Annotated in this window: 22 protein-coding genes and 2 pseudogenes; 13 read left to right on the forward strand and 11 right to left on the reverse strand. The window is 64.0% G+C overall.

The window, feature by feature from the left end:
- Positions 1–37: 37 nt before the first annotated feature.
- From C722_RS0115510 to C722_RS25010, 3 genes are read right to left on the reverse strand one after another with little or no spacing between them, the layout of a single operon-like run.
- Entirely contained in the window at positions 38–5,509 is a 5,472-nt protein-coding gene (locus tag C722_RS0115510; protein ID WP_017641384.1) for an AAA family ATPase, read from the reverse strand.
- Positions 5,509–5,877, reverse strand: a complete 369-nt coding sequence (locus C722_RS0115515) for a response regulator transcription factor (RefSeq protein ID WP_017641385.1) — start codon at positions 5,875–5,877, stop codon at positions 5,509–5,511. Before C722_RS0115515 ends, C722_RS0115510 begins: the two co-directional genes overlap by 1 nt.
- A gap of 58 nt (positions 5,878–5,935) precedes the next feature.
- Complete coding sequence (locus C722_RS25010; protein ID WP_037064049.1) at positions 5,936–6,934, reverse strand: response regulator; 999 nt, start codon at positions 6,932–6,934, stop codon at positions 5,936–5,938.
- Positions 6,935–7,513: 579 nt separating this feature from the next.
- Here C722_RS25010 and C722_RS25015 point away from each other — a divergent pair.
- Positions 7,514–8,515 (forward strand): LysR family transcriptional regulator, encoded by a 1,002-nt coding sequence (locus tag C722_RS25015; RefSeq protein ID WP_051226159.1) that lies wholly within the window; start codon positions 7,514–7,516, stop codon positions 8,513–8,515.
- Here C722_RS25015 and C722_RS0115530 read toward each other — a convergent pair.
- The gene (locus C722_RS0115530; protein WP_017641388.1) at positions 8,512–8,973 is read right to left on the reverse strand and encodes a Rid family hydrolase; all 462 of its coding nucleotides are present in this window, start codon (positions 8,971–8,973) and stop codon (positions 8,512–8,514) included. The genes C722_RS25015 and C722_RS0115530 overlap by 4 nt on opposite strands.
- 269 nt (positions 8,974–9,242) lie before the next feature.
- Between C722_RS0115530 and C722_RS0115535 the strand changes: the two genes are divergently transcribed.
- The 3 genes from C722_RS0115535 (at position 9,243) to C722_RS25020 (ending at position 12,188) form a co-directional block, all read left to right on the forward strand.
- Complete coding sequence (locus C722_RS0115535; protein WP_017641389.1) at positions 9,243–9,929, forward strand: hydrolase; 687 nt, start codon at positions 9,243–9,245, stop codon at positions 9,927–9,929.
- 66 nt (positions 9,930–9,995) lie between these two features.
- Complete coding sequence (locus C722_RS0115540; protein ID WP_017641390.1) at positions 9,996–10,559, forward strand: hypothetical protein; 564 nt, start codon at positions 9,996–9,998, stop codon at positions 10,557–10,559.
- A 72-nt stretch (positions 10,560–10,631) separates the two neighbouring features.
- Positions 10,632–12,188 (forward strand): OprD family outer membrane porin, encoded by a 1,557-nt coding sequence (locus tag C722_RS25020; RefSeq protein WP_017641391.1) that lies wholly within the window; start codon positions 10,632–10,634, stop codon positions 12,186–12,188.
- Between the two features lie 58 nt (positions 12,189–12,246).
- Here C722_RS25020 and C722_RS27100 read toward each other — a convergent pair.
- Positions 12,247–12,444: pseudogene (locus C722_RS27100) on the reverse strand (diguanylate cyclase domain-containing protein); the annotation flags it as partial.
- Positions 12,445–12,552: 108 nt separating this feature from the next.
- Here C722_RS27100 and C722_RS0115550 point away from each other — a divergent pair.
- Together C722_RS0115550 and C722_RS0115555 are read left to right on the forward strand one after the other, a co-directional pair.
- The gene (locus C722_RS0115550; protein WP_017641392.1) at positions 12,553–12,981 is read left to right on the forward strand and encodes a nuclear transport factor 2 family protein; all 429 of its coding nucleotides are present in this window, start codon (positions 12,553–12,555) and stop codon (positions 12,979–12,981) included.
- Positions 12,982–13,653: 672 nt separating this feature from the next.
- Positions 13,654–13,899 carry a hypothetical protein gene (locus C722_RS0115555; RefSeq protein WP_017641393.1) on the forward strand — a complete coding sequence of 82 codons (246 nt, stop codon included), beginning with the start codon at positions 13,654–13,656 and terminating at the stop codon, positions 13,897–13,899.
- A gap of 139 nt (positions 13,900–14,038) precedes the next feature.
- Here the strand turns inward: C722_RS0115555 and C722_RS0115560 are convergent, their stop codons facing one another.
- The 3 genes from C722_RS0115560 to C722_RS0115570 form a co-directional block, all read right to left on the reverse strand.
- Entirely contained in the window at positions 14,039–14,254 is a 216-nt protein-coding gene (locus tag C722_RS0115560; protein ID WP_256204539.1) for a hypothetical protein, read from the reverse strand.
- Positions 14,255–14,471: 217 nt separating this feature from the next.
- Entirely contained in the window at positions 14,472–15,158 is a 687-nt protein-coding gene (locus tag C722_RS0115565) for an LrgB family protein (RefSeq protein ID WP_017641395.1), read from the reverse strand.
- Positions 15,151–15,501, reverse strand: a complete 351-nt coding sequence (locus tag C722_RS0115570; RefSeq protein ID WP_017641396.1) for a CidA/LrgA family protein — start codon at positions 15,499–15,501, stop codon at positions 15,151–15,153. The genes C722_RS0115565 and C722_RS0115570 overlap by 8 nt, the downstream gene beginning before the upstream one ends.
- Positions 15,502–15,828: 327 nt before the next feature.
- Between C722_RS0115570 and C722_RS0115575 the strand changes: the two genes are divergently transcribed.
- On the forward strand, positions 15,829–17,019 hold the full coding sequence (locus C722_RS0115575) for an amino acid aminotransferase (RefSeq protein ID WP_017641397.1): 1,191 nt from the start codon (positions 15,829–15,831) through the stop codon (positions 17,017–17,019).
- A 54-nt stretch (positions 17,020–17,073) separates the two neighbouring features.
- On the opposite strand, the gene C722_RS0115580 is transcribed toward C722_RS0115575, so the two are convergent.
- Positions 17,074–17,694, reverse strand: a complete 621-nt coding sequence (locus C722_RS0115580) for a TetR/AcrR family transcriptional regulator (RefSeq protein WP_017641398.1) — start codon at positions 17,692–17,694, stop codon at positions 17,074–17,076.
- A 143-nt stretch (positions 17,695–17,837) separates the two neighbouring features.
- On the opposite strand from C722_RS0115580, the gene C722_RS0115585 reads away from it, so the two are divergent.
- The 5 genes and pseudogenes from C722_RS0115585 (at position 17,838) to C722_RS0115605 (ending at position 22,763) form a co-directional block, all read left to right on the forward strand.
- Positions 17,838–19,100: a serine hydrolase gene (locus C722_RS0115585; protein ID WP_017641399.1), complete on the forward strand. Its 1,263-nt coding sequence runs from the start codon at positions 17,838–17,840 to the stop codon at positions 19,098–19,100.
- A gap of 127 nt (positions 19,101–19,227) precedes the next feature.
- Positions 19,228–20,562 (forward strand): annotated as a pseudogene (locus C722_RS25025) (alginate export family protein).
- Positions 20,563–20,600: 38 nt separating this feature from the next.
- Positions 20,601–21,089 (forward strand): DUF3237 domain-containing protein, encoded by a 489-nt coding sequence (locus C722_RS0115595; RefSeq protein ID WP_017641401.1) that lies wholly within the window; start codon positions 20,601–20,603, stop codon positions 21,087–21,089.
- 76 nt (positions 21,090–21,165) lie between these two features.
- Positions 21,166–22,338, forward strand: coding sequence for an MFS transporter (locus C722_RS0115600; protein ID WP_017641402.1), 1,173 nt, complete (start codon positions 21,166–21,168; stop codon positions 22,336–22,338).
- 170 nt (positions 22,339–22,508) lie between these two features.
- Entirely contained in the window at positions 22,509–22,763 is a 255-nt protein-coding gene (locus C722_RS0115605) for a DUF2790 domain-containing protein (protein WP_017641403.1), read from the forward strand.
- A 137-nt stretch (positions 22,764–22,900) separates the two neighbouring features.
- Here C722_RS0115605 and C722_RS0115610 read toward each other — a convergent pair whose 3' ends face one another.
- Positions 22,901–23,095 carry a hypothetical protein gene (locus C722_RS0115610; protein WP_017641404.1) on the reverse strand — a complete coding sequence of 65 codons (195 nt, stop codon included), beginning with the start codon at positions 23,093–23,095 and terminating at the stop codon, positions 22,901–22,903.
- Positions 23,096–23,325: 230 nt separating this feature from the next.
- Between C722_RS0115610 and C722_RS0115615 the strand changes: the two genes are divergently transcribed.
- Complete coding sequence (locus tag C722_RS0115615) at positions 23,326–24,297, forward strand: endonuclease (protein ID WP_026083883.1); 972 nt, start codon at positions 23,326–23,328, stop codon at positions 24,295–24,297.
- A gap of 56 nt (positions 24,298–24,353) precedes the next feature.
- Here C722_RS0115615 and C722_RS0115620 read toward each other — a convergent pair whose 3' ends face one another.
- Positions 24,354–25,586: a glutamate carboxypeptidase gene (locus C722_RS0115620; protein ID WP_017641406.1), complete on the reverse strand. Its 1,233-nt coding sequence runs from the start codon at positions 25,584–25,586 to the stop codon at positions 24,354–24,356.
- Between the last annotated feature and the right edge of the window lie 160 nt (positions 25,587–25,746).

Consider the following 25,746-nt stretch of genomic DNA (forward strand, 5'->3'; position numbering starts at 1 on the left):
GCGCTGCCCTTTAGCCGATGTGAAACGTTCTTAAAGGTCATTTAAGCGCGGCTGCAGGAAGTTGGGCGATCCCCTCCCCCATGCGCGGCAGCGTGAAGAAAAACAGACTTTCCCCGCGCCGACCGCGGGTACAGCGCAGCGAGCCACCGTGGGCACTGATGATTGACCAGCAGATGGCCAGGCCCATTCCCATCCCGGTGGGCTTGTCGGTGTAGAACGCCTGAAAAACGCGATCTTCGCAGGCGGGCGCAACGCCAGGCCCGCTATCCTGCACGATCACCAGGATGTCTTCACGCACCGGACGGGCTGAAATGTACAGCCGTCGCCGCAAAGGCGGCAGATCCTGCATCGCCTCGACCGCATTAATGATCAGGTTGCGCACCACCTGCTGGATCTGAGTAGCATCGCCCAGAGCATAGGCATGAGGGGCAATGTCGATGACCAGCCCCACGTTCTGGTCCTGAATATCCGCCCGGGTGACGGACAGCACCCGATTGATGACGCCATCTACCGCGATCGGCTGGCGCTGCGGAGGCGCCTGGCGCGCCAGGGAGCGCATGGCATTGACGATGTCCGCCGCTCGCTGACCCTCGGACAGAATATCGCGAATCCCCTCCAAGGCATCTTCCACTGCGGGGACCGCCCGATCCAGCCAACGCACGCTCGCACCGGCATTGGACAGGATGGAAGCCAGCGGCTGATTGATCTCGTGGGCGATGGATGCTGCCAGCTCGCCCAGCACGCTCGCCTGGGAGGTCCGCTCCAGTTCACCGCGGGCGGCACGTAGCGCGATGTCGGTCTGGCTGCGTTCGGTGATATCCAGCAGTACGCCGATGAAGCCATTGCCCGTGTCGTCTGGCTCCCCGGCCAGTTCCAGGAAATGGTGATTGCCGTCGAGTGCCACCGTCCGGAACTTGAGACGAAAGGCATCGTGGCTGTGGACACCCTGGCGCAACTGCTCGCCGAACGTTTCTCGATCGTCCGGATGAACCAGCAGCGCCGCGTCGTGCAGGTAGCCGGCATCACCCGGGGCAGGCAAGCCAAGCTGATCGAGCAGCTGGCGCGACCACAGCGAGGCGGATGCCTGGGGCTTCCAGGAGAAGGTTGCATAGCGACTCACCGCCTGGCCCAGCGCCAGCAGGGCCTGCGTCCGCCGCAAGGTGCTTTCGCTGGCTCGCCGCCGCTCGTTCTCGGCGCTGAGGTCACTGTAGAGCTGGGCGTTGCTCAGCGAAATGGCAGCCTGGGCAGCGATCAGCTCCAGGACGTCCACGCGCGCCGGCTCGAAGATACCTGGAATGAGGGCGTTTTCCAGATAGAGCACGCCGATGACCCCGTTCTGCTTGAGCAGGGGAATGCAGCCCACCGAGCCGCGTTCGAGCTCCAACAGGTGCGGATCCTGGGTGAAACGGCGCAGGGCTTCGGTGCCATTGATGGCGAGCGGCTCGCGATGTTCGAGCACATGCCGGACCAGGCAACGAGGTATTGGCAGGTCACGGGGCAGCTCGCCTCGAAGCCTTACCTCCACGCCACTGGCCTGGGCGACGCCGATGGCCTCGACCTCCAGGTCATCCTCGGCGCCTAGCAACAGCGCGGTGAAGGTCGCGCCAGCGTGGGTAGTTGCGTTGGCCAACAGCGTCTTGATCAGGGCTTCCGGCTCGATCTCCCGTGAGAGCGCCTGGCAGGCCCTGGTGATGGCGAGAACGTCGAGTTCATGCTTGCCCGGAAGCGCAAGGCTGGGCGCCAAGGCGGGCGCTTCCCGCAAATCGGGATGGGTCAATTCAAGGCGTTCGGCCAGGCGCTTGGCGCCCCACCGGCACCAGGCGTCACGCCCCAGTCGCAGGTGTACCCGAGCCCCGTAATGCATGCTGACCAGGGCCAGGCAGCGACTTTCCAGCTCGTGGCCCAGCCCCTGGATGTGGATCGCCCCGCAGGCGGTGGCCTTGTCGATCGCGTCCTCGTAGTGCAGCAGGGCCTGCAGATGATTACCTTCGATGCGCTGGATCTCGGCTTCGGCCAGCGCCAGGCGGTCGCCGAAATAGCGCGGGTTCAGCTCCGCTGCGGATCTCAGGCACTGGAGCGGGCGACTGAAATCCTCGGTGGTGCCGGTTTGGGTCTGTAGAGCGGCGCGGGTGAGCACCGTGAACAGCGCCAGATCTACCAGATGGACGTGCACAGGGGCCGCCCAAGCCAGCGCCCAGGCCCGATCCAGATGCCCCGCCGCTCGACTAAGATTGCCGTCCAGGAACAGATACAGCCCTTCGAACAGCTCCCAGAGGAAGTGCAGCTCACCCATCTGCGAGCGGGCGACGCGCTGCGCAAGCTCCGCATGATCGGGAATGGGGATGGACTTGCCGATGTCACCGGCCAGCCGGCGAATGTAGAGCGCCTGGATGAAAAGGATGCTCTGGGCATCGGTGAATTCGAGGTGCCGCGCGTACTGCAGACCGGTATCGATCTGCCGGAGCATGCGTTCGATCGGCGCACCCAGCACGATCAGGTCGGAGATGATGTGGTTGTTCGCATAGCAGGCGAAGCTAGGACTGCCTTTTGACACCAGAAACCGGTAGGCGGACTCGGCACACTCCACCGAATAGGGCAATGGTCTGGTCCAGACGCTCACCCGCTCGAGTGCGATCAGGGCCGCGCCGCGCGCCTTGGTGAAGCGCGGCTCGGCACTGAGTTCGGAGGCGACTTCGGCGTAGCGGAAGGCATCGCCATGCCGTCCCAGATGATGGGCTGTCGCCACGCCAAACCAGGCAAGCCCCTCGACGCCGGCGACGCTGAGTCCATGCGCGAGCGTCAGCCGAAGGATCTGGCTGGCGGCCACCCACATCAGGTTGGGTTCGACGAAGGCACCTGGGACGATGGCTGCGCGCAGCAGGTCGACGCTCGCCTTGATGCGCTCGTCCGTCAAGGGCGCCAGCTGACCGAAGGCAGCTGCCGGGTCGGTACCGAGCGATTCGGCGACGCTCCGGCCCAAGGCTTCGGCGGCATGATCCGACAGTAGCAGGTCGATGTCAGGCGCCAGGTGGGCGAGGCCCTGCGCCAGGGTTTGGAGCGCCCCCCGGTAGTCCCCCTGCAGCGAAAATATCTCGCAGCGCAGCCGGTACAATTCGGCGCGATGGTCGGCGCGGCGAGTTGCCTGCAGCTGCGTGTCGATGTAGTCCTTGGCCACCTCGTAGGACGCATTGAGGATGAGGCATTGTCCGTAGAGGACCCTGACCTGGGAGGCCGGCTCCTCATCGCCGACAGCGAGCACGGGATTCAGTCGCTCGGCATAGTGCAGATAATCCAGGGCGACCGCTGGTGCCACCAGGCCACGCGCTTGTTGCGCGCCCTCCACCAGCAGGGCTACCAGGGCCGCCGCTTGTTCCGCGGGAAAGGCATCGGCAGGCACCTCGAGCACATGGGACGCCGCACGGTGGACCAGGCTGGGCTGGTCGCCGGAGGCCACCGCGGCGGTAAGGCGCAGGGCGAAGTCCTGATGCATCGCCTGCCGGGCACCGGGTGCCAGCCGTGCTGCCAGTGCTTCCCAGATGGAATCGTGGACGAACGACAATCCGGCGCGGTGCTCGACGATCAGGCCCGCCACGAACGCCGGCTTGAGCCAGCGAATGACAGATGCCGGATCCAGCTCCGCAATCAGCGCCAACTCCGCCACGGCGGTTTCATTGCCCAGCAGCGCGAGCTTTTCCATCAGCTCGCGCGTACGCATCGGCAGCTTTTCGACGCGCAGGTCCACCAGCGAGGACATGCCACCGGAAGGGATGTCGGCGCCCATGGCATTTTCGCGAAACGCGGCCACGGCCTGGCGGAAGTACAGCGGATTCACGCTGCCGTCCTGCCCGATCTTCGCCTTCAGGAACGCCCGTTCGGCGTCGGTGAGGAAGGTCTCCTGCACCAGGAGCTCGGTCAGCGCCTGGTCATCCAGCGGTGCCAGCGGCACCTCCTTGACCCGGCACCTCAGTGAGCGGCAATGCGCCAGGAAGGCCGCCGCGGCCGCCTCGGGACGCAAGGCACTGGCTCGATAGGCGACCACCAGCAACAGGTGCCGGAATTGCCCGGGCTCGAGTTCGCGCAGGAATGTCAGGGACTCGGCATCGGCCCGGTGCACGTCATCCAGAAACAGCACCAGGGGATGATCGGGCGTGGCTACGGCCTGCAGCAGCTGCTGCAGGGTGCCATGCAGGTGACGGCGTGCCTCGCTCATGTTGGGCGTCACGCTGAGGCGCGCAGGTCCTACGAGTTGCTCCAGTTCCGGCACCAGCCGCGTGACGGCGCTGCCGAATTCGCCGATCGCCACCCTGAGTCGCGACGCCCAGTATTCGCCGCTCTGGCGTGGATCGTCGCGCAGCGACTTGCATAGCGAGGAGAGCGCATTGGCGAGCAAACCATAGGGGCTGGCATGTCCCAGCGCCCTGCCCTTGCCCATCGCATACAGCTGTCGTCCGGGCGCATTCGCGAAGAATCCAGTCACCAGCGCCGTCTTACCCAGCCCGGCTTCGCCACTCACGAGCACGAGCCCCCCCTGCTCCGCCAGCAGGTCATCCAGGGCGTCCTGGAGTAGCCCAAGGTCCTGCGTCCTGCCGATCAAGGCGCGTGGGGACGCCTCCGCCACCTGTATCGATACGTCAGAGGCGTCCCGACTCGGGCGACTGGCCTCCTGCCAATCGGCATGGCAGCGCCGGAGTTCGGCCTCGAGCTCCAGTGCCGAGGCGTAGCGTAAACCCGGCTGCTTGGATAGCAGGCGAGCGATGAGCGGATCCAGACAGCTGGGCAGGTCACTTCGCCGCGACGTCACCGAGGGTGGTTCGACCGCCAGGTGAGTGTGCAGCCAGCTGGGCGCATCGACCGCTTCGAAGGGTCGGTCACCTGTGGCGAGTTCGAACAGCGTGATACCCAGGGCGTAGAGATCGCTGCGGACCGTGGCCGCCGCCTGTCCGCCGTTGGCGAGTTCGGGTGCCAGATACGCCAGGTTCGACGAGCCGATGTCGCTTCCCGCGCCTGGCACGCGTTCGGTCTCGGCGGCATAGGCGAAACCGGTGATACGCACCGAATCCCCGGCACCGCAGAAAAGATTCCCGGGTTGGAGGTCCCGATGCAGGATACCCGCCTGGTGTACGTCGTTCAGCGCGGCAGTCGCGGCGATGGCCAGCCGGAAGAAGCGATCGATGGGTAGATCGACGGCCCTCAGGGCTGACAGCGGTACGCCGTCCGCATCGTCCAGAACCAGCACCGGTCCATTGGCGGTATTGAGCAAGGCACGTGGCAGTACCGCCCAGGCCGCGGCTAGGCGCGGCGTCAGCGCATATTCGCGATCCAGCCGTGGATCGTTGACCTGGGCGGAGGCCGAGGTGATCAACAACCAGGGTCGCCGGGTACGCTCGTCATAGGTACGCCAGCGGTGCAGGCCGTCCACCTCGTCGATCGCGATCCAGGTCGCCTTGCTCGGCCATTCATCGCTGAAATCCAGGCGATCGCACCAGGGCCGATCGAGTCCTCCTGCCATCAGGACTCCCAGGGCGCCGTGGCCCGAGCCAGCGTGGCGAGCAGCGCTTCCGCGGTAAAGGGTTTGGCGAGGAACTGAACGCTGGTATCCAGGCGCACCGCTTCGACATCCACCCCCTCGGCCTCGGCCGACATGTAGACGATGGGAATGCGGTAGCCCGCGATGCACAGCTGCCCATAGGTCTCCCGGCCTGACAGACCTGGCATGTTCAGATCCATGAGCAGGCAGGAGGCCCGCGCCTTCCATTCGGAATTCAGCAGGCTTTCTCCCGACGGGAAGGACACCGCCTGATAGCCTTCCGACTTGAGCAGATTCACCACCGCCTTGCGGACGGATAGTTCATCATCAACGACACAGACGGCGTCCATGGGCAGCCTTGAGCGGAGGATACGAAGTGCCGAACGGTACGCCGAATCCAGTGCCTGTTCAGGCGGATTGGATGTCGAGCGTCGCACTATCAGGCAGCCTTCCCGCCATTCTACCCAGCAGGACCAGCTCCACTAGGGTGCGTGTGCTCAGTTTTGTCATGATGTGCTTTTTATGCAGCTTGACGGTGACCTCCTGGAGTCCCAGCGCCAGCGCGATGTCCTTGTTGCGTCGGCCCTCGACCAGCAGACCGAAAACCTCCTGTTCGCGCGGCGACAGGGTGGCGAAGCGCGCGCGGATCGCATCTTCGCGTCGCGCCTGCACATGCAGACGATGCGCCGTTTCCAGGGCTTCCTGCAGGCTGTCGAACAGCGCTGACTCGTCGAAGGGCTTGGTGATGAAGCCGACCGCTCCCGCCTTCATGGCCCGTACCGACAGGTCGATGGTGCCGAAGCCTGTCATGAAGACGATCGGCACCTTGATACCACGCTGGGCAAGCTCCGCCTGCAGATCCAGACCGCTGCTCTGACTCAGGCGCACGTCCAGCAGCAGACAGCCGGGATCCTCGAAGGAGCAGGTCGACAGGTAGGCCTCGGCGGAGGCGTAGGCGAGCGCGCTGAACCCCGCCGATCTAAGCTGGCGAACCAGGCCGTTACGTACCGTCGATTCATCGTCGACGATATGCACGGTAGCCAGGGCTCTCCAGTCGGGCGATCGGTCATCCGCCTTGGCGACCGCTGGCGGATGGTCCTTGGCGGAGGCAAGCTGTGCGATGGGCAGATTCAGTCGATAACCACGGCCGGCCACGGTTTCGAGCAGATCGCGATCCAGCGCCAGCTGCTTGCGCAACGAAGACATCTGGACATGGAGGTTGTTTTCCTCGACCACCGTATCCGGCCATACCGCTTCGATGAGTTCGTTTTTGGTAAGCAACCGCTGAGGCGCTGCCAGCAAACATTCGAGCAGGTCAAAGGCGCGGCTGCCAAGCCGAACCGGCTGGTCGTGGCGAAACGCCTCACGGCGCTCGATCGATACCCACACATCCCCTAGACGAATCATAAGCTCCTAGCCGGCTCGGTAGTGGCTGACGATCAAAGTATGACGTCAGTTATCTATCGATAGTATTACTATTGAAATTGGCATTAACGCGTCGGTCCCGTGGTTCAAGGCTACGGCGCTATCCGCCAACGCGCGGACCGGCAAGCCTGAATGTTCCGTCCATCGGTACGCGCCAATGGTGCGCGCCGTCGAATCGGCTGCCGCGTACGACACCGTCGCAACAATCGTCCAGCTGGGGCACTGTTGCAGTGCACAAGCAAATGGACGGACACGCTGGCGAGAAGATTAAACGGGGGAGATGTCGCCTGAGCGTTAATTAACGTTAATCCAGCACATTTACGTTAATTAACGTCCTGGTCCTTTGGAGAAGAAGCCCGGCTGATCGGACCATGACGAGCGCTAATCGGGACGTTCGAAGCTGCAGAAGCGCGCGGCAACCCGTGTAGATGCCGAATGCTGGATGGCCCCACGCGTAGGGCCTGATCCTCTGTTGGAAGATCTACCCCCTTGGTTGTCACCTTGGTTCCGCAGCACCCTTTTTCGTATGATGCCCGTCAACAGCAGACGGAAACCTCCGGTGTGGACGCTTCAGCAAAACCGGCTTCTCCAAGCCAACCTGATCAGGCTGCAGCGCGCTGGGATGTAGGGGCGGCGGTCAACCAGCTGTCCTGGGACGACCTGCGCATCATCAAGGCGCTCAGCGAGTCCGGCAACCGTGCGGCTACCGCCAAGAAACTGGGCATCAACGTCTCAACCGTTTCCCGGCGAGTGGCGCAGGTGGAGAAAACCCTGGGCGTCGCGTTGTTCGACCACCGTCGCTCAGGCTATCAGCTGACGGTCGAAGGCGAGGAACTGCGTGCCTTGGGCGAGCGGGTCGAACTGGATATCGTCAGCGTCGCACGACGTGTCTCCCGCGCTGCACAGGGTCCACTGGGCAAACTGCGGATCACTACCAGCGACTCGCTGCTCCTGTACTTCCTGACCCCGATCATCGCCGACTTCAAGGCGGCGAACGATGGCATGACCATCGAGGTGCTGGTGGGGAATCAGACCTTGAGTCTGGCACGGGACGAGTCCGACATCGCGATCCGGGCCACCAGAAAGCCCGCCGACAGTCTGGTCGGTCGCAGGCTGGCCACCATTGCCTGGGCCGCCTATGGCAGTCGCAACAGGGTGCGGCAGGAGGATCCCTATGCGGCCGGCCAGGCCTGGGTGTCCTACGCCTCCGCCCTGGCCAACCTCAAGGCGGCTGCCTACCTGGAATGCCGAGTTGCCCCTGAGGACGTCTCCTACCGGACTGATTCGGTCGCCGCCGCCAGTGCGGCCATCGTGGCAGGGCTGGGTTTCGGCTTTCTGCCCTGCATGCTGGGCGACAGCACGCCCGGTCTGGTGCGCGTGGGGCCGGTGGTGCCAGAGCTCAACGACGAACTCTGGCTGCTGACTCATCAGGACATCCGCAAGTCCTGGCGGGTAAAGGCCTTCATGGCGTTCTGTGCGGCGGCGGTAGCCGAGCAGAAGGCGCTGGTGGAAGGTCAGCGCCCGTTTGCCACTGCGCTCGAAGACAGCGAAGCCTCTACCTAGCACGCGCGACTGCCAATCACCGCCCGGCAGGCGATCTCGATCAGCTGCGGGCGCTGGGCCAACCTCGAAACACCAATGATGTTGCTGGCGCAGCGCGGCGCCTCACAACCGTAGGCCGCCTTGCGCACCTTACCGACGACGGCAAAGGCGGCGTCCATGTCCAGCACATAGAGAGTCTCCTCGACCACGTCTTCCAGGCTTGCGCCATAGAGCGCGAGCAGTCTGGCGATGTTGTCGTAGGCGGTGCGCATCTGCTCGCCCATGGTGGAAAAATCGCTGGGGCGACCCTCGCTGTCCAGCGGTGCGGGCGCTACCAGATTGCCGTCTGCGTCATGATTGAACTGCCCTGAGACGAAGATTTCGTCACCCACCCTACGGGCCTGCGGATAGCCGTAGGCCTGCTCCCACGGTACGCCCCAGTACGCCGTGTCCTTGTCCTTCAAGTGTGCTGCTGCCATTGCCTGTTCCTCGCGGAAAGTGGATTCGCGATGCGGAATCCGGGTGATTGGAAGGCCAAACCCTAGCAGCGCACTGACGATTTTCATGGCGCAAACTTGCGCTTTCAAAGGTGCAAAAGTGCACAAGCACAGCCTCGATCGATCCCTTACCTTGGATACCAGTTCCGGTCACAACCGCTGCGAACGAGGCCGTCGCCCCCTTGAGGGCGAGCCGCCGAGATCGCCGCACGGAGCACAGCCCAAACCACACTCAATCGATAGGTGAAGCCATGAACAACTCCAAAACCGAAGTCCTAACTCCCCTGAACAGCCAGCTGATCTTCATCGACCAGCAACCGCAAATGGCCTTCGGCGTCCAGAGCATCGATCGCCAGACGCTGAAGAACAACACCGTCGGCCTGGCCAAGGCCGCCAAGATCTTCAATGTGCCCACCATCTTCACGACGGTCGAAACCGAAAGCTTCTCCGGCCACACCTATCCCGAATTGCTCGCCGTGTTCCCTGAGGCGCCGCTGCTCGAGCGCACCTCGATGAACTCCTGGGACGACCAGAAGGTGCGCGATGCGCTCAAGCGTAATGGCCGCAACAAGATCATCGTCTCCGGCCTCTGGACGGAGGTGTGCAACACCACCTTCGCCCTCTCCGCCATGCATGACGCCGGCTACGAGATCTACATGGTCGCCGACGCCTCGGGCGGCACCACCCAGGCCGCTCACGACTACGCCATGCAGCGCATGATCCAGGCCGGCGTGATCCCGGTGACCTGGCAGCAGGTCCTGCTGGAATGGCAGCGCGACTGGAAGAACCGCGACACCTATGACGCCGTCATGGGCCTGGTGAAGGAGCATTCCGGCGCCTACGGCATGGGTGTCGACTATGCCTACACCATGGTGCACAAGGCCCCCGAGCGTGTCGCTCACGGCCCCACCCTGGCGCCGCTCGCCGCGGCCGTCTGAGCCACTGCCAGCCCCACCGTCTCGGGCGGTGCTGGCACTTCCATTGCCCAGGCAGGAGTCCTACTCGTGAATCCCTCTTCCACTACCGCGACCCTGGTCGTGCGCCACCAGGTCCACCCACAGCACGAACAGCGCTACGAAGCCTGGCTGCACCAGACCATCGAGGCCGCCAGTCAATTCCCGGGCCACCTGGGGGTGGACGTAGGCCGCGAACGCCATGGAGATGTCCTTGATTTCACCTCGGTGTTGCGCTTCGACGAGATGCAGCACCTGCAGCTATGGCTCGAATCCTCTGCCCGTCAGTGGCTCGTCAGTCAGGCACGCCCGTGGCTGCAGGATGGCGACAACACCGAAATCCAGCTCGGCAAGGACTTCTGGTTCGCGCCCCGGGAGGCCGACCAGGCACCTGCACGCTGGAAACAGGTGGTCGTCAGTTTCCTGGTCATTCTGCCCCTGAGTCTGCTGGTACCCGCCCTCTGGCGGCCCGTATTCGGCGTCGCCCCTTGGCTCGCCGGCTACCTGATGAGCAACCTGCTGATCACTCTGAGCATCGTGGTGCTGGTGGTGTACCTCTTCATGCCGCTGGCCACCCGCGCGCTGAATCCCTGGCTCAGCGCTGACACCCCATAGCGCGCCAGCCCTTCCGCCGCCCTCATCCCCTTCGTCCGCGATAGCCCTTCCGTTCGTTCATAAGGAATACCCATGAGCGCCGCCGCAACCTTGCTCGACCGCCACCTGCACACGGCAGACCTGCCGTCAGCCCCCTCCACCGCAGTGGCGACCGGTAGGCGAGTGCTCGGGCATCGTTACCTGGGAAAGCGCTGGCAGGGTTCGGTCCTGCGAGGCTGGCTGCTGGGTCTGTTGCTGGCAACGGCCACTGGCCAGTCCGCCGCCGCGGCCGAAACACCCGCTCCCGCAAGCTGGGATGTCTTGCTGCGCAACTACTTCCTGCACAGCGACCTGCGCGACGAGGTCGGTCCCGTCCAGCAGAGCTATCAGCAGGAATGGGCGCAGGGCGTCATCGGCGAGCTGCGCTCCGGCTACACCGACGGGGTGCTTGGCGTGGGTTTCGATGTACACGGTTTCCTTGGACTGAAGCTCGATGGCGGCCGCGGACACACGGGTACTGGACTGCTGCCGGTCGATGGCAAGGGGCGTAGTGGGAATTACGCGTCCGCTGGTGGAGCCTTGAAAGTCCGAATGGGGACCTATCAACTTCGCTATGGCGAAATGATGGTCGAGACGCCCGTTTTCGATACGGCTGACAAGCGCCTGCAACCGGAATACGCCACCGGATGGATGCTCGAGGGTACGCCACGACCCGACATGCAGCTGCAACTTGGACACTTCACAGGCTTCAAGAATCAGGCTGGTCGCTCTTCTCATGACGATCTGGAAGGAGCAGGAGTCTCTACCCGCGGCAGTGCCGTCAGCCTCGTCGGCGCGCGCTTCGCCGTCACCCGGACGTTCAGCGCTGCCCTTTACGCCGCACAACTGGATGACCGTTGGCGGCAGGACTATCTCAACCTCAGGATGAGCGATGCCCGCTGGACGCTGGAGGCCAACGCCTACCGTACGCGGGACCAGGGATCTGCCACCGCTGGCGCGATCGATACGCTCGCTTACAGCCTGCTAGGCAGCCATCGCATCGGTGCTCAGACGTTCACCCTGGCTTACCAACGGGTCGAAGGACGGACCCCTTTCGACTTCGTGGGTGGCGACTCTATCTACCTGGCGAACTCGGTCAAATACGCCGATTTCAACGGTGCCGGCGAGCGGTCCTGGCAGGCGCGGTACGATCTGGATCTCGCGGTATTCGGTCATCCCGGCTTGAGTGTGATGGCGCGGTACGTCAGCGGTCGGGGCATCGACAGTACCCATACCAGTGCTGACAGCGCCTATGCCCGTTCACTGGAGGCGGGCGGACGCCACTGGGAGCGAGATCTCGACCTGCGTTACCGGGTCCAGCAGGGCGCGGCCAAGGATCTGCGGGTGACGCTTTCCCACGTGAGTCACCGAGGCAACGACGCCCAGGACGGGCGAGACCTCGATCGGCTGTATCTCATCGTCAAGTACCCGCTGCGTGGCTTCATTGAGGGCACGCGCCATGAGTCGCGGCTTGGCGATGAAACCGTCCGACCGTTCGGCGTGCAGGTTCGTGCTGACGGCTCGGCTCATGCCATGGACCGCAGGACGTCACTCGACCGAAGCGCAAACGCAGGCGCCGGTCAGTCGATGGAGTCCGTCGCCCGATCGTGAACCTCGTACGATCCGTTACGCGCCCCCTGGCTGTTGCCGCCCCTGGCCCCGAGCGGCTTATGCCAATCGACGTGGCGACCCGCACATCCGCGCCGTGGTTGTCGAAAGGCGCCTTCGGGCTATCGAGCAGACGTCGGATAATGGCCGCTGCGTCGGTGCTATCGCTGCACGTCGAAGCGACAGCGAACTCATCTTCACCCATGCGCCCTATCACATCACCGCGCACCCCGGGATGGCGAGTTACGAGCGGTTGCATTCACGCCTGTCAGGCAGGCAGAATTAATTCAGTTGTACGATGACGGACAAACAAAATCATCGGCGACGCCTCGCTTCGTTCCAATAACTACAACAAAGGAATCTCGACATGAAAAAGCTGACGCTCCTGGTAGGCTTCCTCTGCCTGTTCACCGGTTATGTCGCCGCCGCTCCCCATGATGAAAGTGACGTAGCTGCCGCCGTGGACAAGCTGACCCAAGCCATGTGGCAAAAGGACATAGCGCAACTCAAGGCACTGACCGCTGACAACCTGACGTATGGGCATTCAAGCGGCAACATTCAGGACAAGCAGGCGTTCATCGCCGACATCGAGACGGGGAAGAGCGCGTTCAACGAACTGAAGATGCTCAACCAGAAGATCACCCTGTCGGGGGATGTCGCGCTGGTTCGCAATCACTTCTCGGCCCAGGCTGTAAACAGCGGAAAAGTCGTGCCAACTGAAATCGAGAATTTTCAGATCTGGCAGAAGCAGAATGGCCAGTGGCTATTGATCGGTCGTCAGGCATTTCGCTTCTGATAACCCCTTCGACAGAGGCGGCGTCGATAGCCATGGAAGGTCGTAGAAGATCGACGCTCTCTCGGTCCCCCCTACCGCTGCCACATTATGAACTGCCGCCTCGCTGGCCTTGGGTCTTCTGCAAGCCGCCGGCATCGGTATTGATCCCTTAGACAGTCCTGTCACGCTGCACCGGGCCATCGACGTCCCTAAGCTGGGCTGGCGAATCTCCGCCAGCAGGTCAGTCGATCTTGGCCCCCTTGCGTGTCCGCATCGGCAGTTGGCCTTCGAAATCAATCTGACTGTTCCTGAGCTGACCGCGGCTCAGAGTTCACCGGTACCTGACCACGTGCCACTTGCGTCGTAGCGCATCCTCGGAGAGCAAGACAGCCATATTGAAGAAATCTGGCTTCCTTCATCGGCCAGCGCGGCGCCTGACATCAGATCGGCTGGAGAACAGCACCGCGCTGTCACTGCGGCCCGACGTCACGATTGGGCACTTTCACCAGGCGTGTGAGTCGTCAGTCCTATCCTTCGGCACGTCAAGCCAGGGGCCACCAGGCTGTGAAGATCGTGGCGCACCGGCCACTCGTCGAAATCCAGCGACATCGCCCAAATGATTATTGCGATATTCGAACGGGCGAATCATAGTGGCCTGGTGCCATTTACCTGATCGATGTTCGAGACCTGATCATGCACCCTGATCCCCAAGGCCAAGCCCGCGAAGCGCTACTTGGCCTTCATCGCCAACTCCAGGAAAACGCCAGCCAGCTGAGCCAGGTCGACTGCGATGACCCGGACGTCCGAGCCGTGCAGCAGGCGGTACATGATCTCAATCAGAGAGTTGCCGACCTGGTGGCGGAAACCGCCTTGCTGGCGCCCTTGGAACTGGACTCGGTCACCAACGGCAGCTCATGCGACGGTACCCGCCAATCCTGACTCACCGCCCCTGTCGACTCGACCTTTCACCGGGTCCCGGGCGAGGAGCCGGCGAAACGCCGTGACAGATTTCCCGAGCAGCATTGCCAGACCGAGATGCACGGGCGCGAGTGGAATGACAGGCGCTGTGTGAAGCCGCCTATCCGCCAGCGTCTTTACCCGGCCGCCGTTGGTAGGCACGCGCCCATTCGAGCAGGCTGTTTTCTTCGTCGGTACGATCATCGACACCGCACTCTTCCAGTACGGTCACCACTCGACTCATGAAGTCTCGATCGATGCGAGCCTGCTCCATGAGCCTGGTCAGATTCAGCTGCCCCAGCCGCTGGAGCGGGGTCTGAGATTCGTTGTCTTCCATGCCCATCACGTCTGTCCCTGTAAGCACGGCTGCCGAATACCGACTGGCCTATCGCCATCATCTTCCGGACAGGGTCTGGGCTGGCAATGGTTATTGCACGAAGTGTCAAGAATGATGACTGAGCGGCAGTTGATGGCGCGTCCAAGGCGGTTGGCTTGGGCCCTCTGCTCGGCTCTCCGCGCCAGGCAGGCCCCGGCGAGCCTGCCCTACCTGCAACCTAGAAGCCCAGCACCAGAGGCAGCACCAGCGCGGTGACGATGCCCAACAGAATCATGCCCAGCGCCGAGAAGGCTGCCGTTTCCTGGCCCTCGCGCAAGGCATGAGCCGTGCCGATGGCATGGCCGTTCATGCCCAGGGTCAAGCCGCGAGCCGCGGGATCTTCCACCTTGAAGACCTTGAGCAGCGGCAGCGCCAGCGTGGTGCTGATGACGCCGGTCAGCATCACGATCACGGCGGTCAAGGGCGCGATGCCACCGAAATGATCCGCCAGCGGCAAGGCGATCGGCATGGTGACCGACTTCGGCACCAGGCTCATCAGCAGGGTCTCCGACAAGCCAAACAGCCAGCCCAACGCCAGGGTCAGGGAAACGCCCACGACGCCCCCTACCGTGAGGGTTATCAGCAGCGGCTTGCAGAGTGCCACCACCCGCGGGAAGTTCTTGTAGAGCGGAACGGCCAGGCCTACGGTGGTGGGCCCGAGCAGCATCGAGAGCATCCCGCTGGCGCCGCGATACGTCTCGTAGGGAATCCCCCCGACCCAGAGCACAGTGGCGACGATCGCCGTGGTGATCAGCACGGGTTGCAGCATGATCAGGCGCAGGCGCTGTTGCAGCGCGAGCGCCAACTGATAGGCCGCGAGCGTCAGGGACAAGGCCAGCAGGGGCGCCAGGGCTTGATCAGACATGGTCTTTGTTTCTACCGATCAGGTACTGCAGCAGCCAGCCGCACAAGGGAACGGTGACCAGCAGAGACAGGGCGATGACCAGCACCAGGCGTAACCAGACCGAGGCCTCGATACCGCTGAAATCGACGATTCCCACCGCGGGCACCACGAGCATCAAAGGCAGGTACCTGAGCAGATTGCCCGCCATGGTCTCCACGCCTTCCGGCACCCTGCGCAAGAGCATCAACAGGGTGAACAGAACGATGATCCCCAGGACACTGGCCGGAATGCCCCCTATGACGTTCGTCATACCAGAGCCCAGCAGATAGCAACCTACAAGCGTCAAAAAACCCGAGATATTCATAACCACCCTGAGTGATAGCTTTCTTGTTGAATAGCCTTCAATAACGGCGTGCGCGGCAACGTCCAACACGGAAGACTCGCATCGAGCTGCGGACCTGCGCCCCGCCGGAAAGCATGGAAATCGCCCTGATATGGCCTTTCTGCGGCTCACCTGCTACGGCTGGCGTGAGCGGGCCCATGCTAGCCTTTTCACTATAGGCACAGCTGAAAATGCCTGTGCAAATCCATGCTGAGATCGGCGAAAGGTACCCGGTGCGTTCGGCTCAATGCCGTGAATAGCGCCTCGATCCAGGTCGCCGTACCCTGCCAATCGGATATCCGTACAACCATGTTCGAACACCTAGCCGAGTACCCGGGCGACCCGATACTGTCGCTGATCAAGACCTATCAGGACGACACCCGACCCGAAAAGGTAAATCTGGGTGTCGGGGTCTATCTGGATGCGCAGGGCAGGTTACCGGTGCTGCAGGCGGTGGCGGCGGCCGAACAGCAGCTGAGAAAAGCAGCGCCGGCACCTTCGATGTATCTTCCCATGGCGGGTCACGACGCTTATCGCCTGAACGCTCAGCGCCTGCAGTTCGGTGACCAGAGCCAGGCGCTGGCGGAGGGGCGGATCGCGACCATCCAGACCCTGGGCGGATCGGGCGCCCTGCGGACCGGTGCCGACTTCCTGCGTCAATGGTTTCCGGATTCAGGGGTCTGGGTGAGCGACCCGACCTGGGACAATCACCTCGCCCTCTTCGCCGGGGCCGGCTTCACCGTCGGCACCTACCCCTATTGCCGGCCGGCCTCAGCCGAGCTCGCCTTCGAGGCCATGCTCGGCACCCTCAGCACCCTCCCCCGGCACAGCATCGTCCTGCTCCATCCCTGCTGTCACAATCCCACCGGCCTGGATCTGACCAACGCCCAGTGGCTGGCGGTCATCCAGGTACTGGCCGAACGCGAACTCATCGCCTTCGTCGACTGTGCCTACCAGGGTTTCGGCGAAGGACTGGAAGCGGACGTCTTCGCCATCAGGGAAATGGAGCGCGCAGGTCTGAGCTTCCTGGTGAGCTATTCCTTCTCGAAAAACTTTTCGCTGTACGGCGAGCGGGTGGGCACCCTGTCGGTCGTCTGCTCTTCTGCGCCACTGGCGACCAAGGCCCTGGGCCAGTTGCAAGCCACGGTGAGACGGCATTACTCGAGTCCGCCGCGGCATGGCGCTCTGCTGGTGGATCTGGTCCTGGGCAGCGAACTGGCCGATCTCTGGCGGACCGAGGTGGACGCCATGCGCACCCGCATCGCCGCCATGCGCGAGTCGCTGGCACAGGCGCTGGTCGAGGCGGGCCTGCCACTCGGCGAGCGCATCCGTCGCCACCGGGGCCTGTTTTCCTATACGCATCTCACCCGGGCGCAGGTGCTGCGGCTCCGTCAGGATCATGGGATCTATCTGGTCGACAATGGCCGCCTGTGCCTGGCGGGGCTGACGGAGGAAAGGCTCGCCTACGTGTCTGCGGCGATCGCAGAGGTGACCCGCTGAAAGATAGGGCCGCCCCCGCGAATTCGTCCAGGCCTGACTGAAGCTGCTAGCGCCTCAGCCCGGCACCGCACGCATGCCCTCGAAGATCAGGCGCGTGGTGTTGCGCACGTTGGCGGCATGTCCCTCCCGATCCATCTCGTCACTGGCCGTAAGGCGCAGCAGTTGCAGGTGCGAGTAATCGTTGAGCAGAAAGGCCGCCAGCTCTACGTCCAGATCGGCGCGCAGCTTGCCGGCGGCCTGCAGCTCGCGCAGCACACTGGCGATCTCGCCCTGCAGGCCGCGGTTCATCTGCCGGTAGGCCTGGGGCAGACCGCTGTCGCCCCCCACCAGCACCAGCGGCAGCAGTTCGCGCCAGAGCGCGGCGGGCAGCACCTCCAGTGCGTAGCTGACGAGGAGGTGCTCCAGATGGCAGAGCGCCTCGACGGGATCCGCGAAGTCGCGGATGTGCCGGCGCACGTCGATCAGGGCGCGGCGATCGGACTCCTTGATCATCTCCAGGATGATCTCGTGCTTGCTGCCGAAATACTTGAACACCGTGGGCGCGGAGACCCCGGCCTCGCGGGCGATCTGCTCGACCGTGGTCTCGCGAAAGCCCTGGCGCTGGAACAGCATGACCGCCGCGGCCGAGATGGCCGTGCGGCGTAATTCCTTCTGACGTTCGCGTAGGCCGCTCACCGTCGCTCCTGCTTGCTGGTTGTGGCCGAAAGGATAGCGGGCTTGCCTTGACCGCGAAAAATATTTTATTGACTAAAAAAATTAACAGGGTTAATTATTTTCCCGTACCTGCTCTACGCAGGGCAATTGCCAGGATGAGTCTGATGAACCAGATCCTCGACCGCTCCCTGGTTTCCCGGAATCGGGAAGTCAGCGAGATGTACGACCAACAAGAACAAGAGCCCGTACTGATGCAGGGTTTTCCTGCCGAGCCGGACCAGCGCGTGACCTGGGCCAACTGGATGTCGCCGCCGTTCAACCGCTGGGGCTTTCGCAACCTGACACGCCTGCGCCCCACCATCGAGGTAGCCGCCGGATCGCGACCGGACGCGGTGCTGGCCCAGGCACCCGTGGCCCTCGAAGCGCTGAGATTCCAGAGCAGCTGCGGCCGCCGCGTCAGCGCCCTCGACCATCTGCGCGCCAGCAAGACCGACGGCTTTCTGGTGCTGCACCAAGGCCGCGTGGTGTACGAGCGCTACTTCAACGGCCAGGTCGCCACGGACCGCCACATCATGTTCTCGGTCACCAAGTCGCTGATCGGGGTGCTCGGTGAGCAACTCATCCATGACGGCGTGCTCGATGCCCAGGCACTGACCCAGCACTATGTGCCGGAACTGGCCGGCAGCGCCTTCGGCGACGCCACCGTCCGCCAGTTGCTCGACATGGCCGTCGGCGTTCACTACACCGAGCTGTACGACGATCCCGCCTCGGAGAGTTCCCAGTACGGCTACGCCTGTGGCTTCAAGCCGGCCCTGCCCGAATACGCCCAGTACGAATCCCTGTACCAATACCTGCCGTCGCTGCGCAAAAGATGCGAGCACGGCGGCCTCTTCCATTACGTGACCGCCACCACCGAGGTGCTGGCCTGGGTGATGGAGCGTGCCAGCGGCCTGGGCTGCGCCGAGCAGCTGCAGCGGATCTGGCAGCAACTCGGCTGCGAACGCGACGGCTACTTCATGGCCGACCCCTGGGGTCGCAGCGTCGCCGGTGCCGGCTTCAACGCCACCCTGCGCGACATGGGCCGCTTCGGCCTGATGCTGGCCAACGGCGGTCAGGTCGATGGCCAGCAGGTCATTGACCCGGCGGTGATCGAGGCCATCGCCGCCGGCGGGGACCCGGGGATCTATGGCGTGCACAAGGACTTCTCCGAATGGACCCCGGGCGCCTCCTACCGCAGCCAGTGGTACGTCTTCAACGACCACAGTCCGGCCATCATGGCCAGTGGCATCCACGGCCAGTACCTGTTCGTCGATTTCGCCTCCGAGGTGGTGATCGTCAAGCAGTCGTCGCTGCCCGAGGCGATCACCGAACTGGACATCGATACCGTACGCCTGCTGCGCGCCATCGCTGCCCAGCTGCACGACTGATCCATCCCTAACAAGATCGACGAGCGCCGGCTTGCCCGCGCGCTCACCTGTTACGACAGGTATCCGGTGGCCATCCTGGCCACCCTTCACTGCCCTGTAATACAAGAAAAATAGTCAGGAGCTTCATATGTGCACAACCAAGCGCCTTCCCGGCGTGCTGCTGGCGCTCGGCCTGCCGCTGGCCAGCCAGCCGGCCCTGGCGGGCTATCCCTTCGAATACGAGAACCTTAAAGGCGACGTCAACCTGACGGTGGGCGCCGGCTCCCTCTCCACCCGGGGCGTCAATTTCGGCGCCGGTCGCGTGGATGCACGCAGTGGCAAGAACGACGGCCGCCGCAGCGCCTGGCAGGAGTTCTACGTCAAACCCGGCGTCACTCTCGACTACTCCCTCAGCGACAGGGTCCACCTGCTCGCCGGTGGCTCGGTGGTCGGCGCCACCACCCTTGGCGACGGTGATGCCGGTGGCTTCACCCGCGGCTCCGACGGCCGCTTCGCCCCCGAAGAGCTCTATGCCGGAGTGCAGGCGGGCGACTGGAAATTCACCGCCGGCCGCCAGAACTTCATGGTCGGTACCGGCTTCATCGTCATGGACGGCAACCTCGATCTGTTCGGCGATGGCGCCTACTGGCTCGGTCCGCGCACCGCCTTCCGCGACTCGGCGATCCTGGCGTGGGGGCATGGCCCGGTCCAGGCACAGGCCTTCACCCTGCGCACCGACGATCACTATGGCGGTTTCCGCCTGAGCGGCGCCAACCTGGATTACGACCTCGACGGCCAGGTGACCCTCGGTGCCATGGCCCTGACCGTTGATACCCTGGCCAACAGAGACAGCAACGCGGCGCGCCGCGACGGCATGCGGGTCTACAACCTGCGGGCCCTGCGTGGCCACCTGCCAGGCCTGCCGAACCTGACCCTGAATGGCGAATACGCGGTGCAGCGCGGCGGTGACGGCGCCCTCACCTATGACGCCAAGGCCTGGTATGCCCAGGCCGACTACCAGTTCCAGGACCTGCCCTTCACCCCCACCCTCGGGTACCGCTACGCCGTCTTCTCCGGTGACGACAACCCTACCGACAACCGCCAGCAAGCCTGGGATCCGCTGAGCAAGGGCTTCATCGACTGGAGCACCTGGCTGGTGGGCGACGTGGTGGGCAACTACCTGCTGTTCAACAGCAACGAGCGCGTCCAGCAGTTCTCGCTCAAGAACCGCCTCAGCGACACCCTCACCCTGGGCGTCATCCACTACCAGTTCTGGCTCGACCAGGCCAACTTCCGCGGCGCCGCGGTCAATGACCGGCGTTTCGCCGACGAGACCGCGGTGTACCTCGACTGAACGCCCAACCGGCAGTTCTACAGCTCGCTCTCGTACAACTGGGTGCAGGCCAAGTCCGCCGCCCGGCAGGCGTTCGGCGACAACGAGCGCTTCAGCGCCCTCGAGCTCTACTTCACCTATCGCTACTGACCAGCCACCACAGCCCCCGTGGGGCACAGGAGAGCGTGATGACCACCAAGACACCAACCGAGATCGCCGTACCAACGCTGGAGTGGGTACTGAGCCTCCACGTCCTCATCGACCCGGCCGATGACCTAGGCGCTTGTACGGATGGCCAGCGCAGCAACTATCGAATCACCGGCGGGCATTTCGAAGGCTTGAACGTGCGTGGCGACGTGTTGGCCGGTGGCGCGGATTTCTATCTGCAGCGCAGCGACGGCGTGGGTGAGCTGGACGCTCGCTACAGCCTGCGCAGCGATCAGGGCGAGTGGATCAACATCCACAACCTTGGTCTGATCACCCTTAGCGAGCGAGGCCGCACGCAAGTCGCCCAGGGCCTCTGGCCCATCGCCGAAGAGGACTACCACTGCAGTTGCACGCCGCGCTTCCAGGTGGCCAGCGGCAGGCTCGACTGGCTGACCCGCAGCGTGATGATCGGCAAGGTGAGCTATCCCGCCGTCGATAGGGTCACCATCCACTGCTATCGCCTCAGCTGACCGGCAACCCCTATAGCAGCCAGGCTTTTCACTGAAGCGGCAGGCCCGTCCGTGGCCGAGCCGGCAGGTAATAGACATGACCATCGCCAACCAAACCCTGGTGCGCGCCGCGTGCATCGCCATCGCCGCCGCTTCGATCCTCGTCATCGGCGTGCAGCCGATCTTCATCGGTCTGCTGACCGAACGCCTGGGCCTGACCCTGGCGCAGCAGAGCTGGACCATGTCGGTGGAAATGTGCGGCTCCATCGTCGGGACACTGCTGTACCTGCCAATGATCCGCTTCCTCGGTCCGCGCACCATCGCCCTGGGCACGGCCTTGCTGTTGCTGTTCGCCAACGCCGCGACGGCCAGCGTCACCACCCTCGATCCGCTGTTGGCCTTGCGCGGTCTCTCGGGCCTCTGCTCGGGCGTGCTCTACTCCTATGCCATCTACTGGCTGGGCAGCATGCCGGGGCAGGACAGGTCCTTCGGCATCCTGCTGTTCGTGCAGACCGCCCTGTTCGCCAGCAGCGCGGTGCTCATGCCGATGATCGCCGCGTGGCAGGGCTTCGCCGGAGCGATCTATTACCTGGCGGCCTGGTTCGCCCTGGTCTGCCTGCTGAGCGGCTGCCTGCCGGCCAGGCAGAGCCCGGAAGAACAACGGCTCGCCCACACGCCGCTGCGGGCGGGCCTGACGGTGATCGGCGTCTGCTCGCTGCTCGGCATGCTGTTCCTGCAACTGTCGATCTACTCGCTGTGGGGCTTCGTCGACGGCATCGCCAGCGACGCTGGCGTGGCGCCGGTGGACATCGGTTGGGCGATCAGCATCGGGCTGCTCGGCGGCCTGCCCGGTGCGGCCCTGCCCAGCGTGGCCGGGCGGCACCTGGGCCGCGTACCGATGATCCTCACCGGCTCCCTGGCCGTGCTCGGCGCCATCTACATGCTGGCCACGCGCATCCACACCGCCGTGGATCTGCTGCTCGCGGTGTTCTTGATGAACTTCGGCTGGAACCTGGCGCTGTCCTACTACATGTCCTCGGTCGTGACCCACGACCCGAGCGGTCGCCTGACCAAGCTGGTCGGCGTGGTACAGGTCGCCTCCGCCGCCGCGGCCCCGACCCTGCTGAGCCTGATCATCCAAGGCAACGACCGGCGCAGCCTCTTCGTGCTGTCCGCGGGCGCCATCCTGATCGGCTGCCTGCTGGTGATCGTCATGCTGGCCTGCGGGCGGCGCGGCGTGCAGGGCAAGGCATTGGACTGCTCGGTCTGAGCGTTGGCCGCAGGCTAGGGGGGTGCCGCGCGAACATCACGGCCTTCCGCGCAGCCAGGCGACAACCTCCATGACCGATTTGTCATCACCCGGTCAGCCTGGCGTCCCCCCTGTCCTCCTAGAGTGGCCCGGTCAGCGACTCGCTACCCACCCCTTCAAGAGGACTCTCCATGAAAGCGCTCCTGCTCGGTCTTTTCGGTCTGCTCGCCACCGGCTCCGCCCTGGCTGCTCCCGACCATCCCGCTCCGATCCATGACCAGCCCGGTTTCTTCGTCCACCTCGACGTCGACAAGGTCGTCAGCCAGACCGACCTGAGCGCCCAGTGCGGAATCGTGCCGGCCCACCTCGACTATCTGGATCACGCCGGCCGGGAACATGAGCTGGACTATCTGGTGTCTGGCAATGGCTGCTACAACCAGAATTGAGGCGTCTTTCGACCCGGTACCGAAGCGCGGCGGTCACCGCTGTGCTGGCCAAGGGGGCGCCTGTAACGGCCCCTTCCGCCACCAGAATCCAAGGCTATTGGGCCAGTAGCGCACGCCACGGGTCGGCATGCGGACCGTTAGAAAAACCGATAGGCCTTGGCCAGGGCCCGCTCCAGGACGGCGATGCAGGCGTGGTCGTCCGCATAGGACAGGAACTGGCGCTGCGCATCGGCCTGGGCCTCGGCCAGACGCGTCTTGCGCTCGGCCAGCTCATCTTCCAGCACCGAGGTGCTCATGCCGCCCAGATCACAGCAGGGGTTGGGGCCATTCATAGAAAACTCCGGACAGAAGTGCAGACTGCGTCATCAGACAAGGTTTTGAGATTTGGTTCACAAATCTTAGCGAATCTCATTGTTGCTGAAAGCTGAGTTTCGACCCGGTGCTGTACCGCCGCCCGCGCTAGAGCGTCTCCCCAAGACTTCCGTACCCTGCACCCGCTATCAGCGAGGCAAAAGCTATACAATTCGGCGCCCTAATCGAGCTGTGAAGATACATGCGCCTTTTGCTTTCGCTTCTCCTGGCCACACTGGTGGCCTCCTCCGCGCTCGCCGCGGCGCCCGATACCTTTGTCGAGGCCAAGGTAATCGCCAGACAAAAAGTCTATTTCGATCAGAACACCAGCGCCCAGGGCGACCTCTATTGCGGCTGCAAGTGGGAGTGGGTCGGCAAATCCGGAGGACGGGTCGATGCCGCCTCCTGCGGTTTCCAGGCGCGCAAGCAGGAAACCCGCGGCGAACGCACCGAGTGGGAGCACATCGTGCCGGCCTGGACCTTCGGTCATCAGCGCCAATGCTGGCAGAACGGCGGACGGGAACACTGCGTGGCGGATGACCCGGTGTTCCGCGCCATGGAGGCCGACCTCTTCAACCTCTACCCCGCCGTGGGCGAGGTGAATGGGGACCGGGCCAATTTCAACTACGGCATGGCCCAGGGCGTGCAACCGCAATACGGCCGGTGCACGACGAAGATCGACTTCCAGGAACGCGCCGCCGAACCGCGCGACGAGGTCAAGGGTCTGGTCGCCCGGGTCACCTTCTATATGTTCGATCGCTACGGCCTGAACATGTCGCGCCAGCAACAGCAACTGCTCATGGCCTGGGACAAGCAGCAACCGGTCACCGCTTGGGAGCGCGAACGGGATAGTCGCATCGCCGCGGTGATGGGCCATGGCAACCCCTTCGTGTCCGGCGAGCGACACTGGACGCTGGGCTACCAGCCGGTTGGTGACGGCATCGTCAGTCCTCTGCCGGCGGCCAAGCCAGCGCCGTCAACGCCCTCAGCACCGGCCAAGACCGATAGCCCCGCCGCGGCCAGCCAGGGCGCGATCATCGGCAACCGCAACAGTCACGTCTATCACCTGCCGCAAGGCTGCCCGAGCTACGCCCAGGTGTCGCCGAAGAACCAGGTCAAGTTCGCCTCCGAAGCCGAGGCGAAGGCGGCAGGCTTCACCAAGGCGGGCAACTGCGCGCCCTAATCGCCAGCCCCAGGCGCTGACCTGCAGCACCCAGTGGTCCTGAGCCGCTTCGGCAGTTACTGCCCCTTGGACAGCTCCACCAGCATCCGCGTGAGCAGATAGATGCGCGGTGTCACGCTGTCCAGTTCCACGTATTCCTCGGGGGTATGCAGCTTGCCGCCGACGATGCCGAAGCCGTCCAGGGTCAGTACGCCGGCACCCGCTGCGATGCTGGCATCCGCGGCGCCGCCACTGCCCTCGACGGTCAGGGTGCGGCCCAGCTCGCCATAGATGCCCTGGGCCGTGGCCAGCAGCCGATCGCTCGCTGCGGTCTGCGGCATCGGCGGCAGGCCACGCTCCAGCCGCGTGGTCACCTCGGTGTCGGCAATCCGCTTGTTGGCGGCGATCCGCGCCAGGTCCTTTTCCACCCGGTCGAATTCTTCGGGCAGCGCGGCGCGAACGTCGGCCTTGGCGACGGCGTGATCGGGAATCACATTGATGCGGTCACCCGCTTCGATCACCGTGAAATTGACCGAAGTCTTCTTCTCCGCATCGCCCAGGTTGCCCAGTTGCAGTACCTGGTGCGCCACCTCGGTGGCGGCGTTACGCCCCAGTTCCGGGGAAACGCCGGCATGAGACGACTTGCCCTTGACCTCCACCACGGCGGTGGCGCTGCCCTTGCGCCACACTACCAGGCCATCGGCCGGCCGCCCCGGCTCCAGATTCAGCACCACGTCGTGCTGTTTGGCGGTGCTGGCGATCAGCTCGGTAGCGGCCTGGGAGCCGGTCTCTTCGCTGGCATCCAGCAACAGGGTGATCTGCCCGTAGTCCTTGAAGTCGAGGGCCTTGAGAATCTGCAGCGCCGCCAGGGCGACCACGATGCCACCCTTGTCGTCGGACACGCCCGGGCCATAGGCGCGTTTTTCATCGGTACGATACGGCCGGGCCTTGGCCGTGCCTTCCTTGAACACCGTATCCATGTGCGCCAGCAAGAGGATCTTGGCCTTGCCGCTGCCCTTGAGCGTCGCCACCAGGTGCTGGCTCTTGTCCGGCGCGGTGTTGGGCACCTCTTGCACCGTGGCGCCGAGTTTCTGCAATTCCGCGCTGACGAGCTTGCCCACCTCGGTCAGGCCGGGCGCGTAGCCGGACCCCGAGTCGATGTTCACCAACCGCTCCAGCAACGTGAGCGTCGGCGCCTTGGCCTGCTCCGCGGCGGTCTGGATGCGCGCGTCGAGCGCGGCACTGGCGGGCAAGGCGATGCAGCAGGTGAGAACGGCAGCGAGGGTGGTACGCAAGAACGGAGCGGACATCGGACTTTCCTTGTTGGCCTTATTGGATTAGTCAGACAACTGTAGTCGCAACAAGGACATAGGGGAAATGAGGCTGCCAGCTGTTTGGCGCAGGCCTGCAATCATCCCAGGACCATCGCTCCCAGCAGCCGCCAGCCATTGACGGCGTGCTGCTCCGCCG

The organism is Pseudomonas sp. 313 (assembly GCF_000316965.1).
Classification (GTDB): domain Bacteria; phylum Pseudomonadota; class Gammaproteobacteria; order Pseudomonadales; family Pseudomonadaceae; genus Chryseomonas; species Chryseomonas benzopyrenica.

Bases quoted from the DNA above. Each gene is read 5' to 3' on its own strand.
- C722_RS0115570 (WP_017641396.1), bottom strand. From the start codon at position 15,501: ATGAATATCTCGGGTTTTTTGACGCTTGTAGGTTGCTATCTGCTGGGC.
- C722_RS0115535 (WP_017641389.1), top strand. From the start codon at position 9,243: ATGAACAACTCCAAAACCGAAGTCCTAACTCCCCTGAACAGCCAGCTG.
- C722_RS0115515 (WP_017641385.1), bottom strand. From the start codon at position 5,877: ATGGACGCCGTCTGTGTCGTTGATGATGAACTATCCGTCCGCAAGGCG.
- C722_RS0115620 (WP_017641406.1), bottom strand. From the start codon at position 25,586: ATGTCCGCTCCGTTCTTGCGTACCACCCTCGCTGCCGTTCTCACCTGC.
- C722_RS0115555 (WP_017641393.1), top strand. From the start codon at position 13,654: ATGCACCCTGATCCCCAAGGCCAAGCCCGCGAAGCGCTACTTGGCCTT.
- C722_RS0115550 (WP_017641392.1), top strand. From the start codon at position 12,553: ATGAAAAAGCTGACGCTCCTGGTAGGCTTCCTCTGCCTGTTCACCGGT.
- C722_RS0115595 (WP_017641401.1), top strand. From the start codon at position 20,601: ATGACCACCAAGACACCAACCGAGATCGCCGTACCAACGCTGGAGTGG.
- C722_RS0115575 (WP_017641397.1), top strand. From the start codon at position 15,829: ATGTTCGAACACCTAGCCGAGTACCCGGGCGACCCGATACTGTCGCTG.
- C722_RS0115565 (WP_017641395.1), bottom strand. From the start codon at position 15,158: ATGTCTGATCAAGCCCTGGCGCCCCTGCTGGCCTTGTCCCTGACGCTC.
- C722_RS0115610 (WP_017641404.1), bottom strand. From the start codon at position 23,095: ATGAATGGCCCCAACCCCTGCTGTGATCTGGGCGGCATGAGCACCTCG.
- C722_RS0115510 (WP_017641384.1), bottom strand. From the start codon at position 5,509: ATGGCAGGAGGACTCGATCGGCCCTGGTGCGATCGCCTGGATTTCAGC.
- C722_RS25020 (WP_017641391.1), top strand. From the start codon at position 10,632: ATGAGCGCCGCCGCAACCTTGCTCGACCGCCACCTGCACACGGCAGAC.
- C722_RS0115605 (WP_017641403.1), top strand. From the start codon at position 22,509: ATGAAAGCGCTCCTGCTCGGTCTTTTCGGTCTGCTCGCCACCGGCTCC.
- C722_RS0115585 (WP_017641399.1), top strand. From the start codon at position 17,838: ATGAACCAGATCCTCGACCGCTCCCTGGTTTCCCGGAATCGGGAAGTC.
- C722_RS25010 (WP_037064049.1), bottom strand. From the start codon at position 6,934: ATGATTCGTCTAGGGGATGTGTGGGTATCGATCGAGCGCCGTGAGGCG.
- C722_RS0115530 (WP_017641388.1), bottom strand. From the start codon at position 8,973: ATGGCAGCAGCACACTTGAAGGACAAGGACACGGCGTACTGGGGCGTA.
- C722_RS0115600 (WP_017641402.1), top strand. From the start codon at position 21,166: ATGACCATCGCCAACCAAACCCTGGTGCGCGCCGCGTGCATCGCCATC.
- C722_RS0115560 (WP_256204539.1), bottom strand. From the start codon at position 14,254: ATGGAAGACAACGAATCTCAGACCCCGCTCCAGCGGCTGGGGCAGCTG.